Here is a 23,178-nt window from a genome sequence, read left to right as displayed (position 1 = left end):
CAGGGCGGCAAGCGCCGGCACCAGGCGTCAGCACCAGCAGAAGGGACCGCGGGCGAGATGCAGATCCGGCTGACCGTCCTCCGACCGCGCAGCGGCCCGGCCGCCGCCGGCTCCGCCATCCCCTACGTGGACGTGCTGGTCACCGCACCCGTCGGTACCGCGCTCGGCTCCCTCGCGGGCGCCCTCGCGGGCGCCGTGGGCGTGCGCGGCCCGCGGGCCGCCACCCATGTACACCTGTACGCCGGGGCGCATCGGGTCGACGAACACACACTGCTCGGCCACCCACCACTGCTGGACGGCGCCGTCCTCAGCCTCAACGAGCCCGACCCGACCGCGGACGACCCCGACGACGGCCCGGCCGCCGCCGAGCTGCGGGTGGTCGGCGGCCCCGACGCCGGCGGCGTGCACCGGCTGCACGGCCGCGAGATCCGGGTCGGCCGCTCCGGCGAGGCCGACGTCCCGCTCGACGATCCGGACGTCTCCCGCCTCCACCTCGCCCTGCACCTCGGCGAGAACGGCCGGATCACCGTCCGCGACCTCGGCTCCACCAACGGCACCACCCTGGACGGGCGGATCGTCCCGCCCGGACCGGCCGAGGAGGCCGTCCCACTGGAGGGCGGCGGCCTGCTGCGCATCGGCGAGTCCACCCTGCGGGTCTCCCCGCCGGACCTCGGGGGCGGCCCCGGGGCGCCCGCCCGCGCGGCGCTGCCCGACGGCCACGGCCACCTCCAGCTCGCCGCCCCCGCCCCCGCGCGGCCCGCGCCGCCGGTGACCGAGCCGCCCGCCGCGCCCGAGCCCGCCACCGGCCGCGCCCGGGGCCTGCTCTCGCTCCGGCTCGGCCGCGCCGCCGCCGAGCCGACCGGCCAGGAGAGCGCCGAGCACCACCACGCCGCCGTCCGCACCCGGCAGGCCGCCGCCCAGCGCGAACGCTGGCCCGACCTCGCCACCCTGCTGCTCAACGCCCTCGGCCCGGGCCCCCGGCTCTGGGAGCGCGGCCCCGGCCACCCCGACGCGCTCACCCTGCGCCTCGGCACCGCCGACCGGCCCGGCGGCCCCGGCACCTCCCCCGGCACCCTGCTGCCCGCCGTCCCGGTCACCCTCGACCTGCAGACCGCCGGCAGCCTCGGCCTCAGCGGCCCGCGCGAGCGGCTCGACGCGCTCACCCGCGCCGTCGTCGCCCAGCTCGCCGCCCTGCACCCGCCCACCGGTCTCAGCCTCGTCGTGGTCGACGCCGACCCGGCGCGGCCCGCGCAGGACCGCGTCGACACCTGGGCCTGGGCCCTCTGGCTCCCGCACCTGCGCCCCGCCGACGGCCAGGACTGCCGGCTGCTGATCGGCCTGGACGACGACCAGGCGACCGCCCGCCTCACCGAACTCACCGCCCGGCTCAGCGGGCCGACCGGCCTCGGCGGCCACCCCGCCACCGTGGTCGTGGTCGACGGCCGCCCGCCCGGCGAGACCGCCCGGCAGGCGCTCGACCTGCTGCTGCGCCAGGGCCCGGCCGTCGGCATCTTCCCGATCTGCCTCGCCGAGCAGCCCGAGCTGCTGCCGCGCGGCCTCGGCGCCACCGCGCTGGTCACCGGCGAGGTCGGCACCCAGCTCTCGCTCGACCGACCGGTCGCCCGCGGCCGCGAGACCCTGCACGAGGTCTCGCTGGACGCCGTCTCGGACACCTGGGCCGAACGGCTGGCCCGCGTCCTCGCGCCGCTGCGCGAGGCCGCCCCGGCCACCCGCGGCCCGCTGCCCGACGCGCTGCGCCTGCTCGACCTGCTGCAACTGGACACCGTCACCCCCGCCAAGCTCTCCGCCCGCTGGGACGCCCACGCCGGCGGCATCGGCGCCGCCACCGCCCTGCTGGGCACCACCCGCGACGAGCTCTGCACGCTCGACCTCGCCGACCCCGAGCTCACCCTCCCCTCCCCCGACCCGGGCGGTCCGCACCTGCTCGTCGGCGGCGCGCGCGGCTCCGGCAAGACCGAGCTGCTGCGCACCCTGGTCGCCTCGCTGGCCGTCTCCGAGCGGCCCGAACGGCTGGCCGTCTCCCTCATCGAGGGCCGGGCGACGGAGGACGGCCTGGACGGCTGTACCGAGCTGCCGCACGTCACCGGTCTGGTGAACGCCGCCACCGATCCGCGCGCCGCGCTGCTCGCCGCGGAGGCGCTGGAGGACGAGCTGGCCCTGCGCGAGCGCCTGTTCGACGGCCTGGACTTCGCCTCCTGGCACGCGGCCCGCATCCTGGACGGGGAGCGCGACACGGACGGGGAACGCGACCTGGAAGCGGGGCGGCCGGCCGTCCCGGTGCCGGCCGCGGTCGGGGCCGGCACCACCGCCCCGGTGTCCACCGCCAAGATCATCCACCCTCGCAGCGGCGGCTCGCCCCGGCCCGCCGCCGCACCCGCCCCCGCGGTGCCCGCCCGGCTGGTCGTCGTGGTGGACGACTACGACGCCCTGCTCGCCCCGACCTCCCCGGCCGGCCGGCCGCTGACCCGCGCCCTCGCGGCCGTCGCCCGTCGCGGCGGCCCGCTCGGCGTGCACCTCGCCGTCACCACCGGTCACCCGGAGGAGAGCGCCGGCACCGAGGTCGACGAGGCCGCGCTGCTGCGGATCGCCCTGCGCACCGACGACCCGGCCGACTCGGATCTGCTGATCCACCTCGGCGACGCCGCCGCGCTGGCCGAGGACACCCCCGGCCGCGGCTATCTGCGACTGCCCGACGGCGGTGTCACCGCGTTCCAGAGCGCCCGGATCAGCGGCCGCATCCCGCGGACCGCGACCCTGCGGCCGACGGTGGTCGCCATCGACCCGCTCCAGCTCGGCGCCCCGCCGGCCCGCCGGCCGGTGCGCGAGCTCGGCAACGGCCCGACCGACCTCGCCCTGCTGGCGAGCGCGCTCCAGCGGGCGGCCACGCACTGACGCGGCGGGGGGGGGGGGGGCGCCCCCCCCCCCCCCCCCCCCCCCCCCCCCCGCCGCTTTCGTCCCGGGCCACTTCCCGGGTCGGTTCCCGGGCCAGTTCCCGGTCGGTTTCCGGTCAGTTCGCGGTCAGTTCGCGGGCAGCTCGCCGGGCTTGTCCACGACGGCGCGCTGCTGCACCGCGGTGTGCTGGACGACCATGCCCTTCGTTCCGAAGTCGCTGTCCCGGAGCAGCACCTCCCGCTCGCCGAGGAACTCGTAGCTGTCCCGATCGAAGATCCACTCCGATCGGACGGTGCCGTCCTCCCGCGCCACCGCGACCCCGTGCCGCCCGAGGGCGTCCACCGCGTCGTCCACCAGCGTGACGCCCGGAATCAGCGCCGCCGCCCGGTAGAGCGCGGCACTGGTCTCCGGTGCGATCAGCTGCTCGCCGATCAGGCTGCCGATGTCCCTGAAAGCGGCCTGGTCGGGCTGCCCGCCCTTGCCGTTGCCCTCGGCGTAGACCTTCCTCAGGAGCTCCCGCGGATCGGTGGGCAGCGTCGTCAGGTAGCGGTACGTCGGCCGGACGATCCCCGCCGGGCCGGGTGCCGGGACGAGGGCGATCCGGCCCCGCGGGTTCTTCGGCCCGCCGAACGCGGTCGCGTCCTCGATCAACCCGTCGGTGCTGCCGTCCACCGACAGCCAGACCGTGCGCGGGTGCAGCGGCGTGGTCTTCGTCCGGCCGGTCGCCGCGTCGTAGTGGGTGCCGCTCCACTGGCTCCGCACACAGACGTACTGGTCGTCCCGGACGGTCCCGGCCGGCCGGCTCGCCGCGACCTGGGCGATCCGGTCCAGCAACCGCACCGCGTCGGCCGGCCCGGCGGCCGGCCGCGACACCGCGGGCCGCTCTGCCCGCGTCGCCCCGCCCGGAGCACCCGGGGCGCCCGGGGCGCCCGGGGCACCCCCGCCGCCGGTGGTCAGCACCACGGCCAGCGCCAGACCTCCCGCCAGGGCCGGCAGCGCCACCCAGCCGTACCCGCTCCGCCGTGCCCCGGCCGGCGTCGCGCCGATCTCGCTCATCAGATGCCCCCTCAACGACCGGTGGCGGTCGGCGGAGAGTCCGGGAGCCGCCGGTACCGGCAGCAGCCGGTCCAGCTCCGCGCGGTCGTCCTCGTTCATCGGTTCGTCCCCCGCATCGGCCGGACCGCGGGTGTGCGGTCACCCGGTACCTGTCCGCCGCCCGCGCCGGGTTCCGCCCCTGCGGCCAACTCCTCGGCCGCCAGCCCACGCAGCTTGGCGCGCGCCCGGGACAGCCGCGACCGCACCGTCCCGACCGGTATCCCCAGGGCCTGCGCCGCGCTCGCGTAGTCCAGCCCCGCCCAGACGCAGAGGGTGAACACCTCGCGCTCCGGCTTCCTCAGCCGGGCCAGCGCCCGGTGGGCGGCGGCCAGCTGCGCGGCGTCGTCGAGCCGGCCGACCAGCTCGTCGGCGAAGTCCGGGACGGTCTCCCGGGCGGGCAGCCGTGCCATCGCGGCCCGGTGCCGGCGGGCCGCCCGGGTGGTGTTGCGCAACAGGTTCGCCGCGATCCCGAACAGCCAGGGCCGGACGGGCTCGTCGCCCTCCCGCAGCTTCGCCCGCAGCCGCCAGGCCTCCAGGAAGGTCAGCTGGACGACGTCCTCGGCCGCCGCCCGGTCCCCCGAGACCCGTAGCGCGTAGCGGTAGAGGTCCTCCGCCGCGTCATCGAACACCTCCCCGAACGCCCATTGGTCCCCGTCCCGCAACCGGCCCCGCAGTGACAACTCCACGCCCCCACCTGTCCGCAGCGGCCGCCGGGTTCCCGTCCGCCGGCGGAGTGCTCAGGAGCAGTGCATGCCGCGGTTGGCCAGGGCCAGGCCGCTGACCCTGTCGCCGTCCACGGTGAACTCGTACGTCCAACCGCGTGCGCCCAGGCCGCCCTCGGCCGGCATCTCGAACGTGCCGTTCTTGGCCTGCTCCAGCCCCTTGTCGCCGTAGGCCCGCCTGAGCGCCTCGACCGTCGAGCCGGCCCCGATGCCCTCGGCGGTCCGGGTGCCCGCCGGGACCACCAGCTCGCGCAGGCCGTCCGGGCCGAAGCCGACCCGGCCGGTGGTCCGGAACGCGGCGTCGCGGGCCGCCCGGGCCGCCTTCAGCTCGTCCGCGGCCTTGGCCAGCTGGTCGAACGTCCCCTGGTAGGCCTTCATCCGCTCGGTCTCGGCCAGCAGGAACGCGGAGTGCAGCTTGAGGTCCGTCAGCGAGGGGTGGGGCGGCAGGGCCGGGACCGCGCCGGGCTTGCTCCGGCCGGCCTGGGCCTTGACGTCCAGCTCGTCGTACGTGGTCTGGACGGCCGCCTCGGCGGCCATCCTGGCCGCGTCCGGCGCCGGGCCGCCCTTGTAGACGTAGTCGACGCAACCGTTGAGCAGCGACACCGGGGCCGCTTCCAGGACGCCGACGGCCAGCGCCGCGTCCCTGGCCATTCCGGGCCTGAGCCCCCGGTAACCGCCGGCGCCGAGCCGCTCCGGGGCCGGGCTCGCGGCCGAGGCGGTCGTCGCGGCCGGGGCGGCCGGGGCGGCCGCGCTCTTCCGGTGGGAGCCGCAGGCCGCCGCCGCCGAGACGACCAGCGCCGCGGTCAGGACGGTTGCCGCCGTGCGCCTGATGCGCGTCGTGCTCATGATGATCTTCCCCCTCGTCGCAGGACACCGTACCGAAGCTCCGGCGGTGCTCCGCACCGGGCCCGCGCGGGGGCGGCCCGGCCTCCCCGGGGGCCGGTGGGCCCGCGTCCGGGGACGCGGGCCCACCCCCGTCGGGGCGGGGCGGTGGCTCAGGCGGACGGCGGGGTGCCGAGCCCCCGGGTGTAGTGGGCGGCGGCCAGGACGGAGGCCATCAGCTCGGCGTCCAGGACCGAGGTGTCGGCCAGCCTGGTCGCCGCCGCGTGGGAGTTGAGCAGGGTCTTGGTGACCCGCAGGGCGGCCTCGGGGCGGCGCGTGACGGGCCTGACCCACTCGGCCACGGCCTGGTCCAGGTCCTGCTCGGGGACGACCCGTTGGAGGATGGAGAGGTTGTACGCCTCCGCGGCGCCCACCGGGCGGCCGGTGAGGATGATCTCCCGGGCGCGGGCCGCGCCGACCTCGTGGAGCAGACGGGGCAGCAGGCCGCCCCAGGCGACGGGCAGGCCGAGGGTGAGTTCGGGCAGCCGGAAGCCCGCGGTGTCGGCACCGACCCGCAGGTCACAGGCGAGGGCCAGGGCGAAGCCGGCGCCGATCGCGCGGCCCTGCACCCGGGCGACGGTGACGGCGGGGCTGTTGGTGATGGCCTCGCAGACCCGGCGGGCCAGGGTGCCGGAGGTCCGGATGCCGCCGCCGGTGGGGTCCACGCCGAGGGAGTCGGCGAACTCGTCGCGGTCGCCGCCGAGGCAGAAGTCCGCGCCGGCGCCGGACAGGACGACCGCGCGCACGGCGGGGTCCGGTACCGCGAGCACGGCGAGGAGCTCCTCCAGCATGGCCGCGGTGACGGCGTTTCCGGTCCCGGGGCTGTCCAACTCGACGTACAGCACCGCGTCCCGGCGCTCGACCCGGACGCTGCGGGCCGTCACCGGGGGGTGGGCGGCGGCGGTCTCCGGGTGCCCGACCCCGTACCCGGCGTGGTCGTGGGCGGGCTCGGCCGCCGGGCCCGGCCCGGGCGGCGCCGGAGGCTGCGGAGGGTACGGGGGGTGCTGCGCGTACGGGGGGTACGGGACCGCCTCGGAGGAAACGTTCATGCCGCCACTCTCAAGGACATCACCCGGTGGAAGACCATCCGGGGTGCGAACTCGGGCTGGCCCACCACCCGCAGGGTCGGGAAGCGCCGCAGCAGCTGCTCCAGCAGGGCGCGCGCCTCCAGCTTGGCCAGGGCCGCGCCGAGGCAGTAGTGGGCGCCCCCGCCGAAGGCGATGTGGGAGCCCTTGCGGAGGACGTCGAAGGTGTGCGGGGCCGGGTTCCGGCGCGGATCGCGGTTGGCCGCCCCGTACATGACATGGACCATGGTGTCCTTGGGGACGAACACCCCGGCCAGCACCGTGTCCTCCCCCGCGACGCGGCTGTTGAGGCGGATCGGCGGGTCGTAGCGCAGCGCCTCCTCGACCGCGTCGTCGATGTGCTCCGGCCGGGTCCGCAGCCAGTCCCAGGCGCCGGGGGACCGCAGCAGTGACCACACCATCAGGGAGAGCGACGCCGCGGTGGCCTCCAGGGAGGCGATGGTGACGAACATGGTGATCTCGTAGACGGTCCGGTCGGTGGCCTCGCGGTCGGACTCCAGCGCGTCCCAGGTGCGGATCCAGCCGGACACCACGTCGTCGCCCGGGTTGGCGCGACGCTCCTGGACGAGGTTGGTGAAGTACCGCCGCAGCTCCAGGGTGGCCGCCTCGGAAATCGCCAACTGACCCTTGGTGGGCAGGAGTTCCTGGGCGTGCACCTGGTTGTGGGTGATCTCCAGGATGTGCGCGAAGTCCTCCGGCGGGATGTCCAGCCAGCGCCCGACGGTGTTGATCGGCAGCCGGTCGCCGACCAGGGCGACCAGGTCCGCCTCGCCGTCCACGCGTATTCGCTCGGCCAGCTGGTCGAGCAGCCCGGTGACGTCGGCCTCGATCTCCGGTGCCATGGCCTGGAGCGTCTGGCGGCTGAAGAGGTTCCCGAGGCCCTGCCGCTGCCGGGTGTGGACCGGCGCGTTGAGCCGGTGCAGGGTCCGGCTCATCTCCTGGGTGGCGACGGCCTGCCAGCGCTCGGTGTCGGTCTGCCGGTCCTGCCAGGCGAAGTCGGGGACGAGCCAGTTCCGGCCCCGCAGGACCTGGTCGCACGCGTCGTAGCCGGTGACCAGGTAGCCGCCCCACGGAGCCGGCACGAGATCGCCCATGGCCCGCAGCTCGTCGTAGATCGGGAACGGATCGGCCAGCCCCTCCGCCGACCGCAGCCGCCGCAGTAGCGGCACGGCGGCGCGGCGGTCGACGGTTCCAGCACGGCTCTCCGGGTTCCCGGGGCGGGCTTCCATCATGGCGGTCACGCGGGGCTCCTTGCGCTGGCGGGCAGTACGGCGGCGACCTACCCACCGGGAGCACGCTCAAGCGTCATTCGGAGTTGCCCCCGTCACATGCCCGAAGTCGCCGGACTCCGTTCACCGCTGAGCGACCGTACGGAACCCGACGCCGTCCCCGGTCAGAGCCGGAAGACGTCCAGGAAGGAGCTCCACCACCCCTTCTGCTTGACCGGGACCCGACCCGCGGCCGGAGCGGCCGCGCCGGCGGCCTGCGGGTGCGGCGTCCCGTTGGCGACCGCCGCGGCGGGCGGGCCGCTCGGTCCGGCGCCCGTGCCGGCCACCGGGGGGCGGACGGGGGCCGGGCTGAACCGCACCGGCAGCGAGACCAGTCCGCGCTGGAAGGGGCCCGGCCGCCAGTCCAGGCTCTCCGCGGGCGCCGCGAGCGTGACGTCCGGCAGCGCGTTGAGCAGGCACTCGATCGCGGTCAGCGCGATCAGCTGGGCCGGGGACTTGGCCGGGCACGCGTGCGGGCCCGCCCCCCAGGCCAGATGGGCGCCCTTGCTGAGGGTCAGCCGGGCGTCGGTCAGCACGGGGTCGCTGTTGGCGGCGGCGAAGCTGATCACCACCGGGCTGTCCGCGGGCATCCGGACCCCGCCCACCTCGACGTCCTGCATCGGGAAGTGCGTCGCGTAGTTGGCGATCGGCGGGTTGTTCCACAGCACGTCGTCGAGCGCGTCCTCGATGCGCATCCCGGGGCCGCCCTCGCCGGACAGCAGCAGGAGCAGCGCGTTGCCTATCAGATTGCGCTCGGGCTCGACCCCGGCGCCCATCAGCATGACCAGCTGGTCCTTGAGCTCCTCGTCGCGCAGCCCGGCCGGGTGCTGGACGAGCCACGAGGTGATGTCGTCGCCCGGCTGACGGCGCTTCAGCGCCACCAGGTCCATCAGGCAGGCGTTCAGCTCCTCGTTGGCCCGCAGCACGTCCAGGCCGTCGAAGAGCGCGGACATGCTGCGGGTCAGCCGGTCGCCGATGTCGGCCGGGCAGCCGAAGAGCTGGTTGAACAGCAGCAGCGGCAGCAGCTTGGCGTAGTCGTTGAGCAGGTCGGCCCGGCCCAGCGGACTGAACTGGTCGATCAGATAGCCGGCGATCCGCTCGACGTGCCGGTTGAGCCGGTTGTCGTTGAGCCGCTCCAGGCTCTCGGTGACGGCCTTGCGCAGCCGCAGGTGCTCGGTGCCGTCGGTGAAGAGGCAGTTGGGCCGGTAGAACATCATCGGCAGGACGGGGCTGTCCATCGGCACCCGCCCCTCCTTCAGCGCCGACCACCGCCGGGAGTCCCGGGCGAACAGCCCCGGGTTCTGCAGCACCCGCAGGGCGACCTCGTGCGAGGTGACCAGGGTCGCCTCCACCCCCGGGGACAACTCCACCGGGGCGACGGGGCCGTGCGCACGCAGGACGTCGTAGACCGCCTCGGGGTCGGACGAGAACAACTCCCCGTACAGCGGGGTCGAGCCGCCGTGCATCGGGCAGCCCGGGGGAGGCGACTGCGGGGCGGGTCGCTGCGGAGATTCCATGGGTGGTTCCTCGGAAGTGGCCCCGGGCGGGTGCGGCCCCGGGAGGCGGTGACGGGAAGGGGGGTCAGGAGGCGCGTTCGAGCAGGTGCCGGACGAGCGTCAGCAGGGCGTCGGCCGACGACCGCTGGTCACGCGCGTCGCAGAACACCACCGGGGTGTGCGGGAGCAGGTCGAGCGCCTCGCGCAGCTCGTCCTCGGTGTAGTCGCTCTGCCGGTCGAAGCTGTTGACCGCCACGGCGTACTCCAGGCCGTACTGCTCGATCAGGTCGATGACGGGGAACGTGTCCGAGAGCCGGGTCGGGTCGGCCAGCAGCAGCGCTCCGAGCGCCCCCTTCGCCATGTCCTCCCAGAGCTGCATGAACCGCTGCTGGCCCGGCGTGCCGAACAGGTACAGCACCAGGTCGTCGCCGAGCGTCAGCCGGCCGAAGTCCAGCGCGACGGTGGTGGTCTTCTTGTCCGGTACGCCCCGGAGGTCGTCGACGCCGGTGGACGCCTGCGTCATCTTCTCCTCGGTGCTGAGCGGGGCGATCTCCGACAGGGCGCCGATGAGCGTGGTCTTGCCGACCGCGAAGTGCCCCACGACCAGGATCTTGACGGCGGTCGTCACCCCGCCCGGGACGTAGATGTCCTCAGGCGAACCGGCGTTGAAGTCCATGCAGTACCTTCTCTAGGAGTCTCGGATCCGGGGCCTGGGCGGGCGGCGGGGCCGCCCGGCGCAGCAGCCGCCCCTCGCGGATCAGGTCCGTCAGCAGCAGCCTCACCACCCCCACCGGCAGCTCCAGGCGGGCGGAGACCTCGGCCACCGAGAGGTAGCCGCCGGAGCACAGTTCCCAGATCGCCAGGGTCTCCGGGCTCGGACGGGCCGGGAGACCCTGCTCGGGAGCGACGGTGACCAGGGTGATCAGGGACAGGTCGTCCGCACTCGGCAGCTCACGGCCGCCGGTGATGACATAGGAGCGGATGAAGCCGCTGGCAACCCGCTGCTCCTCGCCGGGAACGGTCATGAGCCGCTGTGTGAACTCTGGCGCGGCGCCGCTGTCATCGCCCGTCCGAGCGCGCCCACCTGCTGCTGCATCCGGAAGGACATGGCCTCCATGTCGACGTCGGAGGCGGTGGAGGCCGCGAGGTAGGCTCCGCTGCCGGCCGCGATCAGGAAGATCCAGCCGTGGTCGTACTCCAGGAGAGTCTGGCGCCAGGTCCCGCCGCTTCCCCCGACGAACGGCGCGACGGCACGGCTCAGCGACTGCATCGAACTCATCGCGGCGGCGTTGGTCTCCGCCTCGTCACGGCCGATCTCGCTGGAGCGTTCGAGCAGCAGGCCGTCGGCGGAGACGAGAATGGCATGCCGGGCACCGCGCACCTGAAGTACATCGTTGAGCACCCAGGACAGATCAGGGCTCACTGGATCTCGGTTCCTTCCGTGGTCATGGTGTTGCGCCCGGACAGCGTCCCGCGCTGGAACGCGCCGAGGCGGGACGCGGTCTCCTGGCCGGTGGTCCCCACCGGCTCGTCGACGCGGCCGGAGTCCTGCGGGTGCGGGACCACCGAGACAGTGCGCTGGCGTCGGCGCCGGGGCAGCCGTCCGTCCGCCGTCATCTCCGGTTCCGCCTGCGCCGCGGCCGGGGCGACCGGGGCGAGGACGGCCGGGGCGGGCTCGGGCAGCGAAGCGAGCCGCTGTCCGAGGGCCTGGGCCCGGACCGGCACGGCCTGCTCCACCACCGGCTCGCTCTGGTAGCCACCCTGGTAGGAGCCCTGCGGCTCGCCCTGGTACCCGCCGTTGTACTCGACGTGCTCGGCGGCCACCGGGGGCGCGACCTCACTGCTGAGCAGCTCGGCCGGCAGCAGCACCACGGCCCGCACACCGCCGTACGGGGAGACCGAGTCGACGGACACCCGGAAGCCGTAGCGGGCGGCCAGCATGCCGGAGACGGCGAAGCCGAACTTCGGGGGGTTGCCCAGGCCGGTGAGGCTGATCGGCGCGCCGGGGTTGAGGAGCGCCGCGGCGCGGTCCTTCTCCTCCTGCCCCATCCCGAGGCCGGCGTCGTCGATGATCAGGCAGACACCGGTCGGGACGGCCTGGACGCTGATCTCCACCGGGGTGTCCGGGGCGGAGTAGTTGGTGGCGTTGGCCAGCAGCTCGGCCAGGACGACGGCGACCGGCTCGACGACCTTGCTGGCGAGCGAGACGCTGACCCGGGAGTGGATCTGCACCCGGTCGAAGTGCCGGATCCGGCCCTGGGCGCTGCGGGCCACGTCATAGATCGAGGCAACGGTCTCCCGGCGGCCCAGCCAGCCGCCGCAGAGCACCGCGATGCCCTGGGCGCGCCGGCCGAACTGACTGTTCGTGTGGTCGACCAGCATCAGATCGGCGAGGATCTGCGGGCTGTCGCCGTACTTCCGCTGCACCTTGTCGATGACGACCTGCTGCTCGTCGGCCAGACCCTGCAGGGTCCGCATCGCCGCCTTGAGGACCGCCTTGGTGTCCTCCTCCGCGTCCCGGCGGACCTCCGCCAGGACGGCGGCGTGCTGGCTCTGCAGACGCGCGTTCAGGGCGCCGAGATCGTCGCGCTGCCGCTGCGCCAGGCCGGTCGCTTCCTCAAGGGAAACGTTTCGCCTGCGCAGGGAGAGGTTCGTCCTGCGAGCTTGGAGGGCGATCACGACTGCTACGAGCATCACCACGATGGAGACCCAGAAAAAGGGTTCCTGCACAAATGACGTCATGAAACTCTCTTCAGGTGGCATCGCGTCAGGAACAGGTCCGGACCGCCCTGCGCGAACGGGACTGGCGGCCTGCGCCCGGCCGAAAGACACCTGTTGTTCCAGCACGTCGGTGGAGCTCTTCCGGCACGAGACCTGCGGCAACGCCTATCGCGGAGTTAGCTTACTGCAACTCTTGGCATGTCAGAACAGTTGCCAATCAGGGCAGTTGGGGAGAAACTCTGCCACCGCGCACCACTCCGACTGCGACGTACCGGACATTGTGACCCGGCGTTCACCCGCACCTCACACGCGGGCCACAAACGGGTCCGCGCACAGAGTGAACATGCCGCTACCCTCCGATTCCGAATCCCCGTGCGGCCCCCGGGGCCGCGGCCGCGCAGCGCGCGGGAAAACGGCGGCGGGGCCGCGTCCGAAGACGCGACCCCGCCGCTCGGGCTCCCGGCCGTCAGCGCATCGAACCCGTGCGGAGCAGGGTGCGGATGACGCGCATCGCGACGGAGAGGCTGGACAGCTCGTAGTTGTCCGAACCCCTTATGTCGTCGAGCGTGCTCTTGGCGCGGTTCAGCAGGGTGGAGTTGAGCTCCGCCCAGGCGGTGTACCGCTCCTCGGGGGTCGCGCCCTCCGGGCCGCAGACCAGGATGTCGGCGGTCAGTGCCGCGTGGGCCGCGAAGAGGTCCTCGCGGATCGCGGCACGGGCCATCGACGACCAGCGGTCGGTCCGCGGCAGCTCGATGATGCGGTCGAGCAGGTGGGTGATCTGGAGCCGGTCGGCGAGGTCGTAGTAGAGCTCGGCGACCTCGGCGACGTCCTTGCCGGACCGGTCCGCGACCTCGGTGATGTCCAGGGTCGGGAAGGTCGAGGACAGGCCCGCGACCCGGCCGGCCAGGTCCTCCGGCACGCCGGCCGCGACGAGCTCGTTGTAGACCGACTCGAACCAGGCCAGGTCCTCGCCGCGCAGCGGCTTGGGCAGCGAGCCCCAGACCTGGCTGACCCGGTCGTGGAAGAACTCGATGGTGCCGGCGATGTCGAGCGGCTGGCGGCGGTTGTTGAGCATCCACCGGGTGGCGCGCTCGACGAGCCGGCGCGAGTGCAGCCGCATCCTGGTCTGGGCGCCGGCCGGGACCTGGTTGTCCAGGTCCTCGATCTCGGACCAGATCTCCTCCAGGCCGAAGACGGCCCGCGCGGCGGTGTGCGTCCGGGCGATCTCCTCGTACGTGGCGCCGGTCTCCTCCTTCAGCCGGAAGGCGAAGGTGCAGCCACCGCGGTTGATCGTGTCGTTGACGATCAGCGTGGTGATGATCTCGCGGCGCAGCGCGTGGTTGTCGATCGCCTCGGCGAACCGCGCCCGCAGCGCGCTCGGGAAGTACTCGTGCAGCGCGGTGCGGAAGAACGGGTCGTCGGGCAGCTCGGTGGCGAGCAGCTCGTCGGCCAGGGTGATCTTGGTGTAGGCCAGCAGCACCGACAGCTCGGGCTGCGAGAGGCCGCGGCCACTCTGCTGGCGCTCGCGGATCTGCCGCTCGGTGGGCAGGAACTCCAGCCCGCGGTCGAGCCGGCCGTCGCGCTCCAGCCGGTTGATCATCCGGGAGTGGACGTTGACCATGCTGGTCGCCTGGGCCACCGCGTTGGCCAGCACCACGTTCTGCGCGTAGTTGTTGCGCAGCACCAGGTGGCCGACCTCGTCGGTCATCTCGGCGAGCAGCTGGTTGCGCTGCTTGACCGTCATGTCGCCGTCGGCGACGACCTGGTTGAGCAGGATCTTGATGTTGACCTCGTGGTCCGAGGTGTCCACACCGGCCGAGTTGTCGATGGCGTCGGTGTCGATCCAGCCGCCGGCGCCCTGGGGGCCGCCGGACGCCGCGTACTCGATGCGGCCGAGCTGGGTGCAGCCGAGGTTGCCGCCCTCGCCGACGACCCGGACCCGCAGCTGCTCGCCGTTGACCCGGATGGCGTCGTTGGCCTTGTCGCCGACCTCGGCGTTGGTCTCGGTCGAGGCCTTGACGTAGGTGCCGATGCCGCCGTTCCAGAACAGGTCGACCGGCGCCTGGAGGATCCGCTTCATCAGCTCGGCCGGGGTGAGCCGGCTCTCCTCGATACCGAGCGCGGCCCGCGCCTGCGAGGTCAGCTGGATCGACTTGGCACTGCGCGGGAAGACCCCGCCGCCGGTCGAGATCAGCGACTTGTCGTAGTCGTCCCAGGAGCTGCGCGGCAGCTCGAAGAGGCGGCGGCGCTCGGCGTACGAGGTGGCCGCGTCCGGGTTGGGGTCGAGGAAGATGTGCCGGTGGTCGAAGGCGGCGACCAGGCGGATGTGCTCGCTGAGCAGCATGCCGTTGCCGAAGACGTCACCGGACATGTCGCCGATGCCGACGACGGTGAAGTCCTCGGACTGGGTGTCGTGGCCGAGCTCGCGGAAGTTGCGCTTGACCGACTCCCAGGCGCCGCGGGCGGTGATGCCCATGCCCTTGTGGTCGTAGCCGGCCGAGCCGCCGGAGGCGAACGCGTCGCCCAGCCAGAAGCCGTACGACTCGGCGACGCCGTTGGCGATGTCCGAGAAGGTCGCGGTGCCCTTGTCCGCGGCGACGACCAGGTAGGTGTCGTCCTCGTCGTGGCGGACCACGTCGGCCGGGTGGACGACCTCGCCGCCCTTGAGGTTGTCGGTGATGTCCAGCAGCGCCGAGATGAAGGTCCTGTAGGACGAGATGCCCTCGGCCAGCCAGGCATCGCGGTCCACCGACGGGTCCGGCAGCTGCTTGGCGACGAAGCCGCCCTTGGCGCCGACCGGCACGATGACGGTGTTCTTCACCATCTGCGCCTTGACCAGGCCGAGGATCTCGGTACGGAAGTCCTCACGCCGGTCGGACCAGCGCAGACCACCGCGGGCGACCTTGCCGAAGCGCAGGTGCACGCCCTCGACCTGCGGCGAGTACACCCAGATCTCGAACGCGGGGCGCGGGGCCGGCAGGTCCGGGATGGCCTGCGGGTCGAACTTCATCGACACGTAGGAGTGCCAGACGCCCGCTTCGCCGGTGTGCTGGAAGAAGTTGGTGCGCAGGGTGGCCTTGATCAGGTGCAGGAAGGAACGCAGGATGCGGTCCTCGTCCAGCGAGGCGACCTCGTCCAGCGCGCCGGACAGCTCCTCCAGGATGCCCTCGGTCAGCTCCGCCGCGCCGAGCTGGTGGCTGGGGCTGAGCCGGGCCTCGAAGAGGTTGACCAGCAGCCGGGTGGTGTGGGTGTTGTTGCGGAGCGCGTCCTCCATGTAGTCCTGGGAGAACGTGGAACCCGCCTGGCGCAGGTACTTGGCGTACGCGCGCAGCATCGTCGCCTGGCGCCAGGTCAGCCCGGCGGTCAGCACCAGCTCGTTGAAGCCGTCGTTCTCGGCCTTGCCGGTCCAGGTGGCGGCGAAGGTCTCCTGGAAGCGGTCGCGGGCCTCGTCGGTCAGCTCGACGGCCTCGCGCAGCCGCAGGCCGAAGTCGTAGACCCAGGCGGTGGTGTGGTCCGAGCGGGTCAGCGCGTACGGGTGCTCGTCGAGCACCTCGACGCCCAGCCGCTGCAGGACGGGCAGGACCTCGGTGAGCGAGATCGGGCCGCCGACCCGGTAGATCTTGAACCGGCGCTCGTCGTCACCCGCGCCGACCGGCTGGTACAGGTTGAGGCGGAAGTCGCCGTCGCCGTGCAGTGCCTCGATCTGCTTGAGGTCCGCGACGGCGGTGCGCGCGGTGAAGTCGGCGCGGTAGCCGTCGGGGAAGGCGTTGGCGTACTTGCGGGAGAGCTCGGCGGCCCGCTCCTCGCCCAGCTCCAGGTGCAGCTGGTCGTTGAAGCCGTCCATCCAGAACCGGGCGGCCTCGGCGAGCTTGCCCTCGATCCGCTCGATCTCGGCGTCGGTCAGGTGCGGCAGTTCGCTGCCGGGGGTGACCCGGACGACGAAGTGCAGACGGGTCAGCACGGACTCCGTCGACCAGACCGTGTAGTCGATCGAGGCGCCGTTGAGCTCCTGCATCAGGATGTCCATCAGGCGCAGCCGGATGCGGGTGGTGTAGCGGTCGCGCGGCAGGTAGACCAGCGCGGAGAAGTAGCGCCCGTACTCGTCCTGGCGCAGGAACAGCCGCAGCCGGCGGCGCTCCTGGAGGTAGAGCACGCTGGTGGCGATCTGGAGCAGTTCCTCGGCCGGGGTCTGGAAGATCTCGTCCCGGGGGAAGGTCTCCAGGATCTGCAGCAGGTCACGGCCGTCGTGGCTCTCGGTGGAGAAGCCGGAGCTGAGGATGACGTCCTGGACCTTGCGGCGGACCACCGGGATGCGGCTGACCGACTCGGTGTACGCGGCGGCCGAGAAGAGGCCGAGGAAGCGGCGCTCGCCGATGACCTCGCCGTTGGCGTCGAACTTCTTCACGCCGACGTAGTCGAGGTAGGCCGGGCGGTGCACGGTCGAGCGGCTGTTGGCCTTGGTGAGGACGAGCAGCTTCTTCTCGTGGGCCTTGGCGCGCACCGGCGCGGAGAGCCGGCCGAAGGCCTCGCTGACCGGGTGGTGGTCGTCGTCGTGGCTGAGCGGGTCGGAGCGCAGGATGCCCAGGCCGGTGCCGGCGACGGCCTTGAGGACCTCCTCGCCCTCGTGCTCCACCAGGTCGTACTCGCGGTAGCCGAGGAAGGTGAACTTGTCGTCGGCGAGCCAGCGCATCAGCTCCCAGGCCTCACCGACCTCCTGCTCGGGCAGGTGGGCCGGGGGCTCCTCGGCGAGCTCGTCGGCCAGACGCAGCGCGGATTCGCGCATCTTCGTCCAGTCCTCGACGACCTCGCGGACATCGCCCAGGACCCGGCGCAGATCGGTCTCGATCGCGTGGAGGTCCTCGCGGTCGGTCTCGCGGTCGATCTCGATGTGCATCCACGACTCGACGACGGCGTCGGCGGGCCACTCGGCGCCGGCGGCCTGGCTGCGGGCGCAGGCGTCGATGTCCAGGATCTCCAGCAGCTTGCCGGTGATGTCACGGCGGACGACCAGCTGGGGGTGGATCACGATGTGGATCGCACGGTCCTGGCGGGACAGCTCGTTGGTGACCGAGTCGACCAGGAAGGGCATGTCGTCCGTGACGACCTCGACCACGGTGTGGCCGCAGGACCAGCCGTTCTCCTCCACCGACGGGGTGTGCACGCGGACCTCGGCGGTGCCCTGCGGGCGCTTGAGGCCGAGGCGGTAGTGGGAGGCGGCCGCGCCGTACACGTCGACCGGGTCGCGGTCGACCAGGTCCTCGGGCGCGGTGTGGAGGTAGTAGTGGTGCAGGTACGCGGTCAGAGCGCCGTTGCTCAGACCCTCCCCCGGCGCCGCTCCCCCCACCTGGCTGTTCTCAGCGGCTGCTGCTGCCTTCATGAGCAGTTCGGCCTTGGCTGCGTCCAGCTTGGTCTGCATGACTTCTTGGCTCCTGTCGCGCGCCGTTGCGTGACTCGGTGGTGTGTGGGATCACCGCCGGGTCCACCGCAATCCTGCCGCACCAACCGGCTGAAAGGTCTCCATGGCGCGCATGAAATACCTCCGCAGCGGGTAGGACGAGACGTTCGGCCTGCAGCCACCCGACGACGCCAGCCAGCCTAACGGGAGGATTCGAAGGTGTCAGGGGACAGGTAGGCGCAATCCTGGAGGAAGATCCCGCCGTCCTGGACACCATGTCCAATCCGACCCGTCATGTTCGCCATCAGCCCATATGCGGGTGAACATACGTGGTCGGCGGGACGAAGGTCTCCTTGATCGACCGGGCCGACGTCCAGCGCAGCAGGTTCTGCGCGGCACCGGCCTTGTCGTTGGTGCCCGAGGCCCGGCCGCCGCCGAACGGCTGCTGCCCGACCACCGCGCCGGTCGGCTTGTCGTTGATGTAGAAGTTGCCCGCCGTGAAGCGCAGCTCCTCGACCGCCTGCGCGATGGCGTAGCGGTCCTGGGCGATCACCGCGCCGGTGAGGCCGTACGGCGCGCCCGAGTCGACCCGGCGCAGCACGTCCTCCCAGCGCGAGTCCTCGTAGACGTGGACGGCCAGGATCGGGCCGAAGTACTCGGTGCGGAAGATCTCGCCCCGGTGGTCGGAGGAGACCAGCACGGTCGGGCGGACGAACCAGCCGATCGCGTCGTCGTACTGGCCGCCGGCCGCCAGCTCCACCGTCGGGTCGCTCTTGGCCCGCTCGATCGCGTCGCGGTTCTTCTCGAAGGCCCGCCGGTCGATCAGCGCGCCCATGAAGTTGGAGAGGTCGGTGACGTCGCCGACGGCCAGCGCGTCCACCTCGGCCAGGAAGTCGTCCTTGATCGCCTGCCAGAGGCTGCGCGGCAGGTAGGCGCGGGAGAGCGCCGAGCACTTCTGCCCCTGGTACTCGAAGGCGCCGCGGACCAGGGCGGTCCGCAGGATCGCCGGGTCGGCCGAGCGGTGGGCGAGCAGGAAGTCCTTGCCGCCGGTCTCGCCGACGATCCGCGGGTACGTCCGGTAGCCGCCGATGTTGGCACCGACGGTCTGCCAGAGCGACTGGAAGGTGGCGGTGGAGCCGGTGAAGTGCAGGCCGGCGAGGGCGGGGTCGGTGAGCGCCACCTGGGAGAGCTGCTGCCCGTCGCCGGTCACCATGTTGATCACTCCGGGCGGCAGCCCGGCGGCCTCCAGCAGGCGCATCAGGTAGTGCGCGGCGAGGGTCTGGGTCGGCGCCGGCTTCCAGACCACGGTGTTGCCCATCAGCGCGGGCGCGGTCGGCAGGTTGCCGGCGATGGCGGTGAAGTTGAACGGGGTGATCGCGTAGACGAAGCCCTCCAGCGGGCGGTGGTCGGTGCGGTTCCACACCCCGGGCGAGGAGATCGGCTGGTCGGCCAGGATCTCGCGGGCGAAGCGCACGTTGAACCGCCAGAAGTCGATCAGCTCGCAGGCGGAGTCGATCTCGGCCTGCTGGGCCGTCTTGGACTGGCCCAGCATGGTGGCCGCGTTCAGCGTCTCCCGCCAGGGCCCGGCCAGCAGGTCGGCGGCGCGCAGGAACACCGCCGCCCGGTCGTCGAAGGAGAGCCCGCGCCACGCGCGCCCGGCCGCCAGCGCCGCGTCCACCGCGGCCCGGGCGTCCTCCCGGGTGGCGTTGCCGAGCACCCCGAGCTTGGCCGCGTGGTGGTGCGGCTGGACGACCTCGATCCGCTCGCCGCCGCCGAACCGCTGCTCACCGGCGATGGTCATCGGCAGCGGGATCTGCTCGGCCGCCAGCTCGTCCAGCCGGCGGAGCAGCCGGGCCCGCTCCGGGCTGCCGGGCGCGTAGCCGTGCACCGGCTCGTTGCCCGGGGTCGGGACCTGGGTGACTGCGTCGATGGGCATGGCGGCTCCGCTCGTCGTACTGATGGCCTGGCGTCAATCCAGACTGACGAGCGGCGGGCCGATCCGCCCGCTCGGACACGCCACCGGTGGACGTGGTTCGCGCCACGCCCGCCGGGTGCGGCGGCCTGCTCCGGGGGTCCGCGGCCCGGGGGGCTCAGCCCGCGATGCTCCCGGCCAGCTCGACGGCCTCGGCCAGGCTGTCCACCACCGGGACGCCGGCCGGCTCCAGCTTCGCCCGGGTGTGCGAGCCGCCGGTGTACAGCACCGCGTGCGCGCCCGCGCTCAGCGCCGCCAGCGCGTCGTCCGCGGCGTCGCCGATCAGCACCGTACGAGCCGGGTCCACGTGCTCGCCGAGCGCGGCCAGGTGCCTGGTCAGGTGCTCCGCCTTCTGGCCGCCGGACGGGCCGCTGCGGCCGTCCACCCGGAGGAACTGGCCGGTCAGACCGAAGGCGTCCACCACCGGCAGCAGCTTCCGGTGCTCGTACATCGACAGCAGCGACTGGCTGTGCCCGGCCTCCCGCCAGGCGCTCAGCAGCTCCAGCACGCCGTCGGTCAGCCCGCAGGCCGCGCTCAGCTCCAGGTAGCGGTCGTGGAAGGCGTCGTCGAGCCGCAGCCACTCGGCCTCGGAGGGCATCCGGCCGAGCAGCCGCTGGTAGAAGCGGGGAATCGGGATCTCGTACTGCTCGCGGTACTCCTGCATGGTCATCGGCCCGATGCCGACGGTCGCGAACGCGGCGTTGCTCGCGCCGAGCACCGCCTCCATGTCGTGGAAGAGCGTGCCGTTCCAGTCCCAGACGATATGAGTGCGCACGCAGGGAACGGTAACCCCGGCCACCGACAACCCGGTAGGACGGGTTCCCGGCTCGGCTCCGGGGCGAGCCCGGTGACGGCTCCGCTCAGGCCAGCAGGGCGGCGATCTCCTGGGTGGCGAACCAGAGCAGGTCGTGGTCCTCGGCGCCGTCCACGGTGAACTGGGCGTCCTGATCGCCCTCGTCGGCCGCCCCGACGGCCGCGACCGCCGCCGCGACGTCCGTGACCACGTCCTGGTCGGCGACGTCCGCGTGCACCGCGGCCGCCTTCGCCAGCCGCACCGGTCCGGCCAGCACCACCCGGCCGAGCGAGGCCTGGTCCTGGTACTCGTCACCGGGGAACGGCCGCACCGCCGAGTCCGCGACGTCCAGCGCCACCACCACCCGGCGGCGCGGTGCGTCCGGGTCGGCGGCCAGCAGCCGCAGCGAGGACTGCGCGGCCCGGTTCAGCGCCGCGTACTCCAGTTCCTCCAGGTCGTCACTGACGTACCACTCGCGCAGCGCGGGCGTCACCGCGTACGCCGCGGACTGCTCCAGGGCGCCGCCCGGGTGCGCCGCCGCCAGGCCGGTCAGGGTGGTGGGCACGTACACGCGCATCGGTGGCACTCTCCGGTTCGTCCAGCGGCACAGCTTCCAGCGCCCCAAGAATAAGCGCCGGGGCGCCACCCGTGATCACGCGCTCACTCCCGCCCGCGCCCCCGGGCCGGGGAGCCCGCGGCGCGCCGGGGCCGCAAAACCCTGCCCGCACACCCCGCGCCCGCACACCCCTCCCGCGCCGGACGGGTCAGCGCACGCCGTCCAGGGCCGCCCGGCTGGTCCGCAACGCGCTCTCCAGCACGGCGCCGCGGCGGGCCGGATCCATCATGTTCGGCCCCATCACCGCGAGGTCCGCCAGGGTCGGCGCGAGCAGGTGCACCCGGACGCCGCTCGCCCGCAGCAGCCGGGTCTCCCGCAGCAGCTGCCGGGTCACCGCGCGGCGGTAGCGGCCGACCAGCTGGGCGAGCACCCCGCGCGGACGGTCCCGGGCCCGCCACTCGCGCAGCGCGGCCACCGTGCCGCGCGCGGGCTCGGCGCGCCCGCGCGGGTGCAGGCGCAGGGCCATCGGGGCGAGCACGTAGACCTCGTCCAGGCCCCGGCCCAGCATCAGGTCGGCGTTGGTGGCCGACCAGCAGCCGCCGTCCACGTACGCCGAGCCGTTCACCCGGACCGGGGCGAACCAGCCGGGGATCGCGCAGGAGGCCATCACCGCCTCGGCGACGGCGGCGGACGGCGCGCCCGGATCGCCGAAGACCACCCGGTGACCGCCGCGGTAGTCCACCGCGGCCACCCGCAGGGGCGAGCCGTCCGGCCAGCCGCCAGGGCCCAGCAGGCCGCGCACCAGCTCACCGACGGGCTCCAGCGAGCCGCGGCCGTGCGGCGCCATCGCCGACACCATGGTCAGCAGCGGGTACTCGCGCGGGTGGCGGACGGCGTCCCGCAGCAGGCCCGGCGAGCCGATACCGGCCCGCGGGCGCGGGGGCAGGGCGCCGCCGACCGCCGTCTCGTAGTCGAAGGCCACCCCGGCCAGCGGGCCGGCCGTGATCGGCAGACCGCGCTGGTGGTCGCGGAGCTGGTCGGTGCGGACCCCGCCGGCCAGCATCGCGGCGAGGATCGCGCCGGCCGAGGTGCCGAGCACCACCTCGGCACCGCCCGGCCGCCAGCCGACCGCCTCCTCGACGGCACAGAGCGCGCCGACCGTCCACGCCGCGCCCAGCATGCCGCCGCCGCCCAGCACCAGGCCGCGCCGGGGCCGGCCCTCGGCGGGCGGAGCCGCCGATGTCCGTGTCTGCGCCACCCGTGTCGTCATGACGGCCGCCTGTCCTGGTCGGGGCGCTGTCGTCGCCCGTCCTGCGCGGTTCCCGGTCCGGATCCGATCCTGCGCGCCGAGGACCCGGCGGCGCAACGTCGCGCCCGGGAACCGCGCTCCGCGTGTCGCCCGGCCGGACCGTCCCCTTTCGGGCCATCCCACCGGCCCCCGCACGTCAACCGGGCGCCCTCCGGACGGGCCGGCCGGCCCTTGCCGCGCTGGGCGTTTCACCCGGATAGGTGAGACCCCGGGCCGGTCCGCCGGACCGGCCGAACCTGCTTGCCGCTCGGCTCGGCGCCGGGCTACCAAGGACCCGTCCGTACCCGTACCAGCCGCCCCGGGAGGGCCCCGTGACCGCCTGCCCGATCCCCACCGCCCCGCAGAGCAACCCGCGGCCCGTCCCGCACGCCGTCCCGGCGGCCCCGGTACCACCCGGTGGCCGGCCGGTCCGGCCCGGCCACCCGGCGGCCCACCCGCACCGCGCGGCCGCCGGGGCGCGGACCGGTCAGCACCCGTCCGGCGGCCGGCGGCCGCGCCACCCCCGGTCCGCCTGCGCCGCCCCCGCCGGCCCCGGTCTCCACGCCGGACTGAGCACGCGCTTCGCCCACCAGCTGGTCGAGGTGCTCACCGGCGCCCGGCCGTCCGGGCAGCTGATGCGCCACACCAGCCTGGACGGCTACGGCCAGCTCGCCTCGCTCGTCCGGATCGGCATCCTGCGGCGCGGCGGCGCCGCCGACCGGCCCCGGCTCGGGCCGGTGCACGACCGATCGCCCTCGCCCGACGCGATCGAGGCCTGCGTCCGGGTCGACCTCGGCAGCCGGCACCACATGGTGGCGTTCCGGCTGGAGCTGCGCGGCCCGGCCGGGCAGTGGCAGTGCACCGCCGTGGAGGCCCGGTGAACCCGCGCGGCCTGCCCGCCGAGCCGCTCCGCGCCGGCGCCACGCGGGGCAGCCGCGCCACCGTCACGCGGCCCCGGACGGGCCCTGTGGCGGCCTCCGGCGGCGGCTCCG

17 protein-coding genes are annotated in these 23,178 nt (G+C 73.9%); 2 read left to right on the top strand and 15 right to left on the bottom strand.

What is annotated here, in order from left to right; translation table 11 throughout:
- The first annotated feature begins 57 nt into the window (after positions 1-57).
- Positions 58-2,913: an FtsK/SpoIIIE domain-containing protein gene (locus ACIQTO_RS24495; protein ID WP_402391764.1), complete on the top strand. Its 2,856-nt coding sequence runs from the start codon at positions 58-60 to the stop codon at positions 2,911-2,913.
- Positions 2,914-3,039: 126 nt separating this feature from the next.
- On the opposite strand, the gene ACIQTO_RS24490 is transcribed toward ACIQTO_RS24495, so the two are convergent.
- The 15 genes from ACIQTO_RS24490 to ACIQTO_RS24420 form a co-directional block, all read right to left on the bottom strand.
- A complete protein-coding gene (locus tag ACIQTO_RS24490) occupies positions 3,040-4,068 on the bottom strand; it encodes a CU044_5270 family protein (protein ID WP_402391762.1) in 1,029 nt (342 codons plus the stop codon).
- Positions 4,065-4,694 (bottom strand): RNA polymerase sigma factor, encoded by a 630-nt coding sequence (locus tag ACIQTO_RS24485; protein WP_402391759.1) that lies wholly within the window; start codon positions 4,692-4,694, stop codon positions 4,065-4,067. The genes ACIQTO_RS24490 and ACIQTO_RS24485 overlap by 4 nt, the downstream gene beginning before the upstream one ends.
- A gap of 51 nt (positions 4,695-4,745) precedes the next feature.
- Positions 4,746-5,576: a hypothetical protein gene (locus ACIQTO_RS24480; RefSeq protein ID WP_402391756.1), complete on the bottom strand. Its 831-nt coding sequence runs from the start codon at positions 5,574-5,576 to the stop codon at positions 4,746-4,748.
- A 149-nt stretch (positions 5,577-5,725) separates the two neighbouring features.
- Positions 5,726-6,661 carry an enoyl-CoA hydratase/isomerase family protein gene (locus tag ACIQTO_RS24475; protein WP_402391753.1) on the bottom strand — a complete coding sequence of 312 codons (936 nt, stop codon included), beginning with the start codon at positions 6,659-6,661 and terminating at the stop codon, positions 5,726-5,728.
- Entirely contained in the window at positions 6,658-7,791 is a 1,134-nt protein-coding gene (locus ACIQTO_RS24470; protein ID WP_402392147.1) for a cytochrome P450, read from the bottom strand. The genes ACIQTO_RS24475 and ACIQTO_RS24470 overlap by 4 nt, the downstream gene beginning before the upstream one ends.
- Positions 7,792-8,090: 299 nt before the next feature.
- Positions 8,091-9,482, bottom strand: coding sequence for a cytochrome P450 (locus tag ACIQTO_RS24465; RefSeq protein ID WP_402391750.1), 1,392 nt, complete (start codon positions 9,480-9,482; stop codon positions 8,091-8,093).
- Positions 9,483-9,546: 64 nt separating this feature from the next.
- Positions 9,547-10,137: an ATP/GTP-binding protein gene (locus tag ACIQTO_RS24460; RefSeq protein ID WP_380579220.1), complete on the bottom strand. Its 591-nt coding sequence runs from the start codon at positions 10,135-10,137 to the stop codon at positions 9,547-9,549.
- Positions 10,112-10,486 carry a DUF742 domain-containing protein gene (locus ACIQTO_RS24455; protein WP_402391747.1) on the bottom strand — a complete coding sequence of 125 codons (375 nt, stop codon included), beginning with the start codon at positions 10,484-10,486 and terminating at the stop codon, positions 10,112-10,114. Before ACIQTO_RS24455 ends, ACIQTO_RS24460 begins: the two co-directional genes overlap by 26 nt.
- A complete protein-coding gene (locus ACIQTO_RS24450) occupies positions 10,483-10,884 on the bottom strand; it encodes a roadblock/LC7 domain-containing protein (protein ID WP_402391744.1) in 402 nt (133 codons plus the stop codon). The genes ACIQTO_RS24455 and ACIQTO_RS24450 overlap by 4 nt, the downstream gene beginning before the upstream one ends.
- Positions 10,881-12,203 (bottom strand): ATP-binding protein, encoded by a 1,323-nt coding sequence (locus ACIQTO_RS24445; protein WP_402391741.1) that lies wholly within the window; start codon positions 12,201-12,203, stop codon positions 10,881-10,883. The genes ACIQTO_RS24450 and ACIQTO_RS24445 overlap by 4 nt, the downstream gene beginning before the upstream one ends.
- Positions 12,204-12,648: 445 nt before the next feature.
- On the bottom strand, positions 12,649-17,598 hold the full coding sequence (locus tag ACIQTO_RS24440; protein WP_402391738.1) for an NAD-glutamate dehydrogenase: 4,950 nt from the start codon (positions 17,596-17,598) through the stop codon (positions 12,649-12,651).
- A 283-nt stretch (positions 17,599-17,881) separates the two neighbouring features.
- The gene (gene pruA / locus ACIQTO_RS24435; protein ID WP_402392144.1) at positions 17,882-19,507 is read right to left on the bottom strand and encodes an L-glutamate gamma-semialdehyde dehydrogenase; all 1,626 of its coding nucleotides are present in this window, start codon (positions 19,505-19,507) and stop codon (positions 17,882-17,884) included.
- A gap of 160 nt (positions 19,508-19,667) precedes the next feature.
- Positions 19,668-20,324: an HAD family hydrolase gene (locus ACIQTO_RS24430; RefSeq protein ID WP_402391735.1), complete on the bottom strand. Its 657-nt coding sequence runs from the start codon at positions 20,322-20,324 to the stop codon at positions 19,668-19,670.
- A gap of 85 nt (positions 20,325-20,409) precedes the next feature.
- Positions 20,410-20,919 carry a DUF6912 family protein gene (locus ACIQTO_RS24425; RefSeq protein ID WP_402391732.1) on the bottom strand — a complete coding sequence of 170 codons (510 nt, stop codon included), beginning with the start codon at positions 20,917-20,919 and terminating at the stop codon, positions 20,410-20,412.
- A gap of 187 nt (positions 20,920-21,106) precedes the next feature.
- Positions 21,107-22,168, bottom strand: a complete 1,062-nt coding sequence (locus ACIQTO_RS24420) for a patatin-like phospholipase family protein (protein WP_402391730.1) — start codon at positions 22,166-22,168, stop codon at positions 21,107-21,109.
- Between the two features lie 350 nt (positions 22,169-22,518).
- Between ACIQTO_RS24420 and ACIQTO_RS24415 the strand changes: the two genes are divergently transcribed.
- Positions 22,519-23,067, top strand: a complete 549-nt coding sequence (locus ACIQTO_RS24415; protein ID WP_402391727.1) for an Rv3235 family protein — start codon at positions 22,519-22,521, stop codon at positions 23,065-23,067.
- Positions 23,068-23,178 lie beyond the last annotated feature (111 nt).

The sequence above is a fragment of the Kitasatospora sp. NPDC091207 genome, assembly GCF_044768625.1.
Taxonomy (GTDB): Bacteria; Actinomycetota; Actinomycetes; order Streptomycetales; family Streptomycetaceae; genus Kitasatospora.
The sequence above is the reverse complement of the archived record's forward strand: the minus strand, read 5'-3'. Positions and strand labels throughout refer to the sequence as shown.

Bases quoted from the DNA above. Each gene is read 5' to 3' on its own strand.
- ACIQTO_RS24495 (WP_402391764.1), top strand. From the start codon at position 58: ATGCAGATCCGGCTGACCGTCCTCCGACCGCGCAGCGGCCCGGCCGCC.
- ACIQTO_RS24490 (WP_402391762.1), bottom strand. From the start codon at position 4,068: ATGAACGAGGACGACCGCGCGGAGCTGGACCGGCTGCTGCCGGTACCG.
- ACIQTO_RS24480 (WP_402391756.1), bottom strand. From the start codon at position 5,576: ATGAGCACGACGCGCATCAGGCGCACGGCGGCAACCGTCCTGACCGCG.
- ACIQTO_RS24475 (WP_402391753.1), bottom strand. From the start codon at position 6,661: ATGAACGTTTCCTCCGAGGCGGTCCCGTACCCCCCGTACGCGCAGCAC.
- ACIQTO_RS24470 (WP_402392147.1), bottom strand. From the start codon at position 7,791: ATGGGCGATCTCGTGCCGGCTCCGTGGGGCGGCTACCTGGTCACCGGC.
- ACIQTO_RS24465 (WP_402391750.1), bottom strand. From the start codon at position 9,482: ATGGAATCTCCGCAGCGACCCGCCCCGCAGTCGCCTCCCCCGGGCTGC.
- ACIQTO_RS24460 (WP_380579220.1), bottom strand. From the start codon at position 10,137: ATGGACTTCAACGCCGGTTCGCCTGAGGACATCTACGTCCCGGGCGGG.
- ACIQTO_RS24455 (WP_402391747.1), bottom strand. From the start codon at position 10,486: ATGACCGTTCCCGGCGAGGAGCAGCGGGTTGCCAGCGGCTTCATCCGC.
- ACIQTO_RS24445 (WP_402391741.1), bottom strand. From the start codon at position 12,203: ATGACGTCATTTGTGCAGGAACCCTTTTTCTGGGTCTCCATCGTGGTG.
- ACIQTO_RS24440 (WP_402391738.1), bottom strand. From the start codon at position 17,598: ATGCAGACCAAGCTGGACGCAGCCAAGGCCGAACTGCTCATGAAGGCA.
- ACIQTO_RS24425 (WP_402391732.1), bottom strand. From the start codon at position 20,919: ATGCGCGTGTACGTGCCCACCACCCTGACCGGCCTGGCGGCGGCGCAC.
- ACIQTO_RS24420 (WP_402391730.1), bottom strand. From the start codon at position 22,168: ATGACGACACGGGTGGCGCAGACACGGACATCGGCGGCTCCGCCCGCC.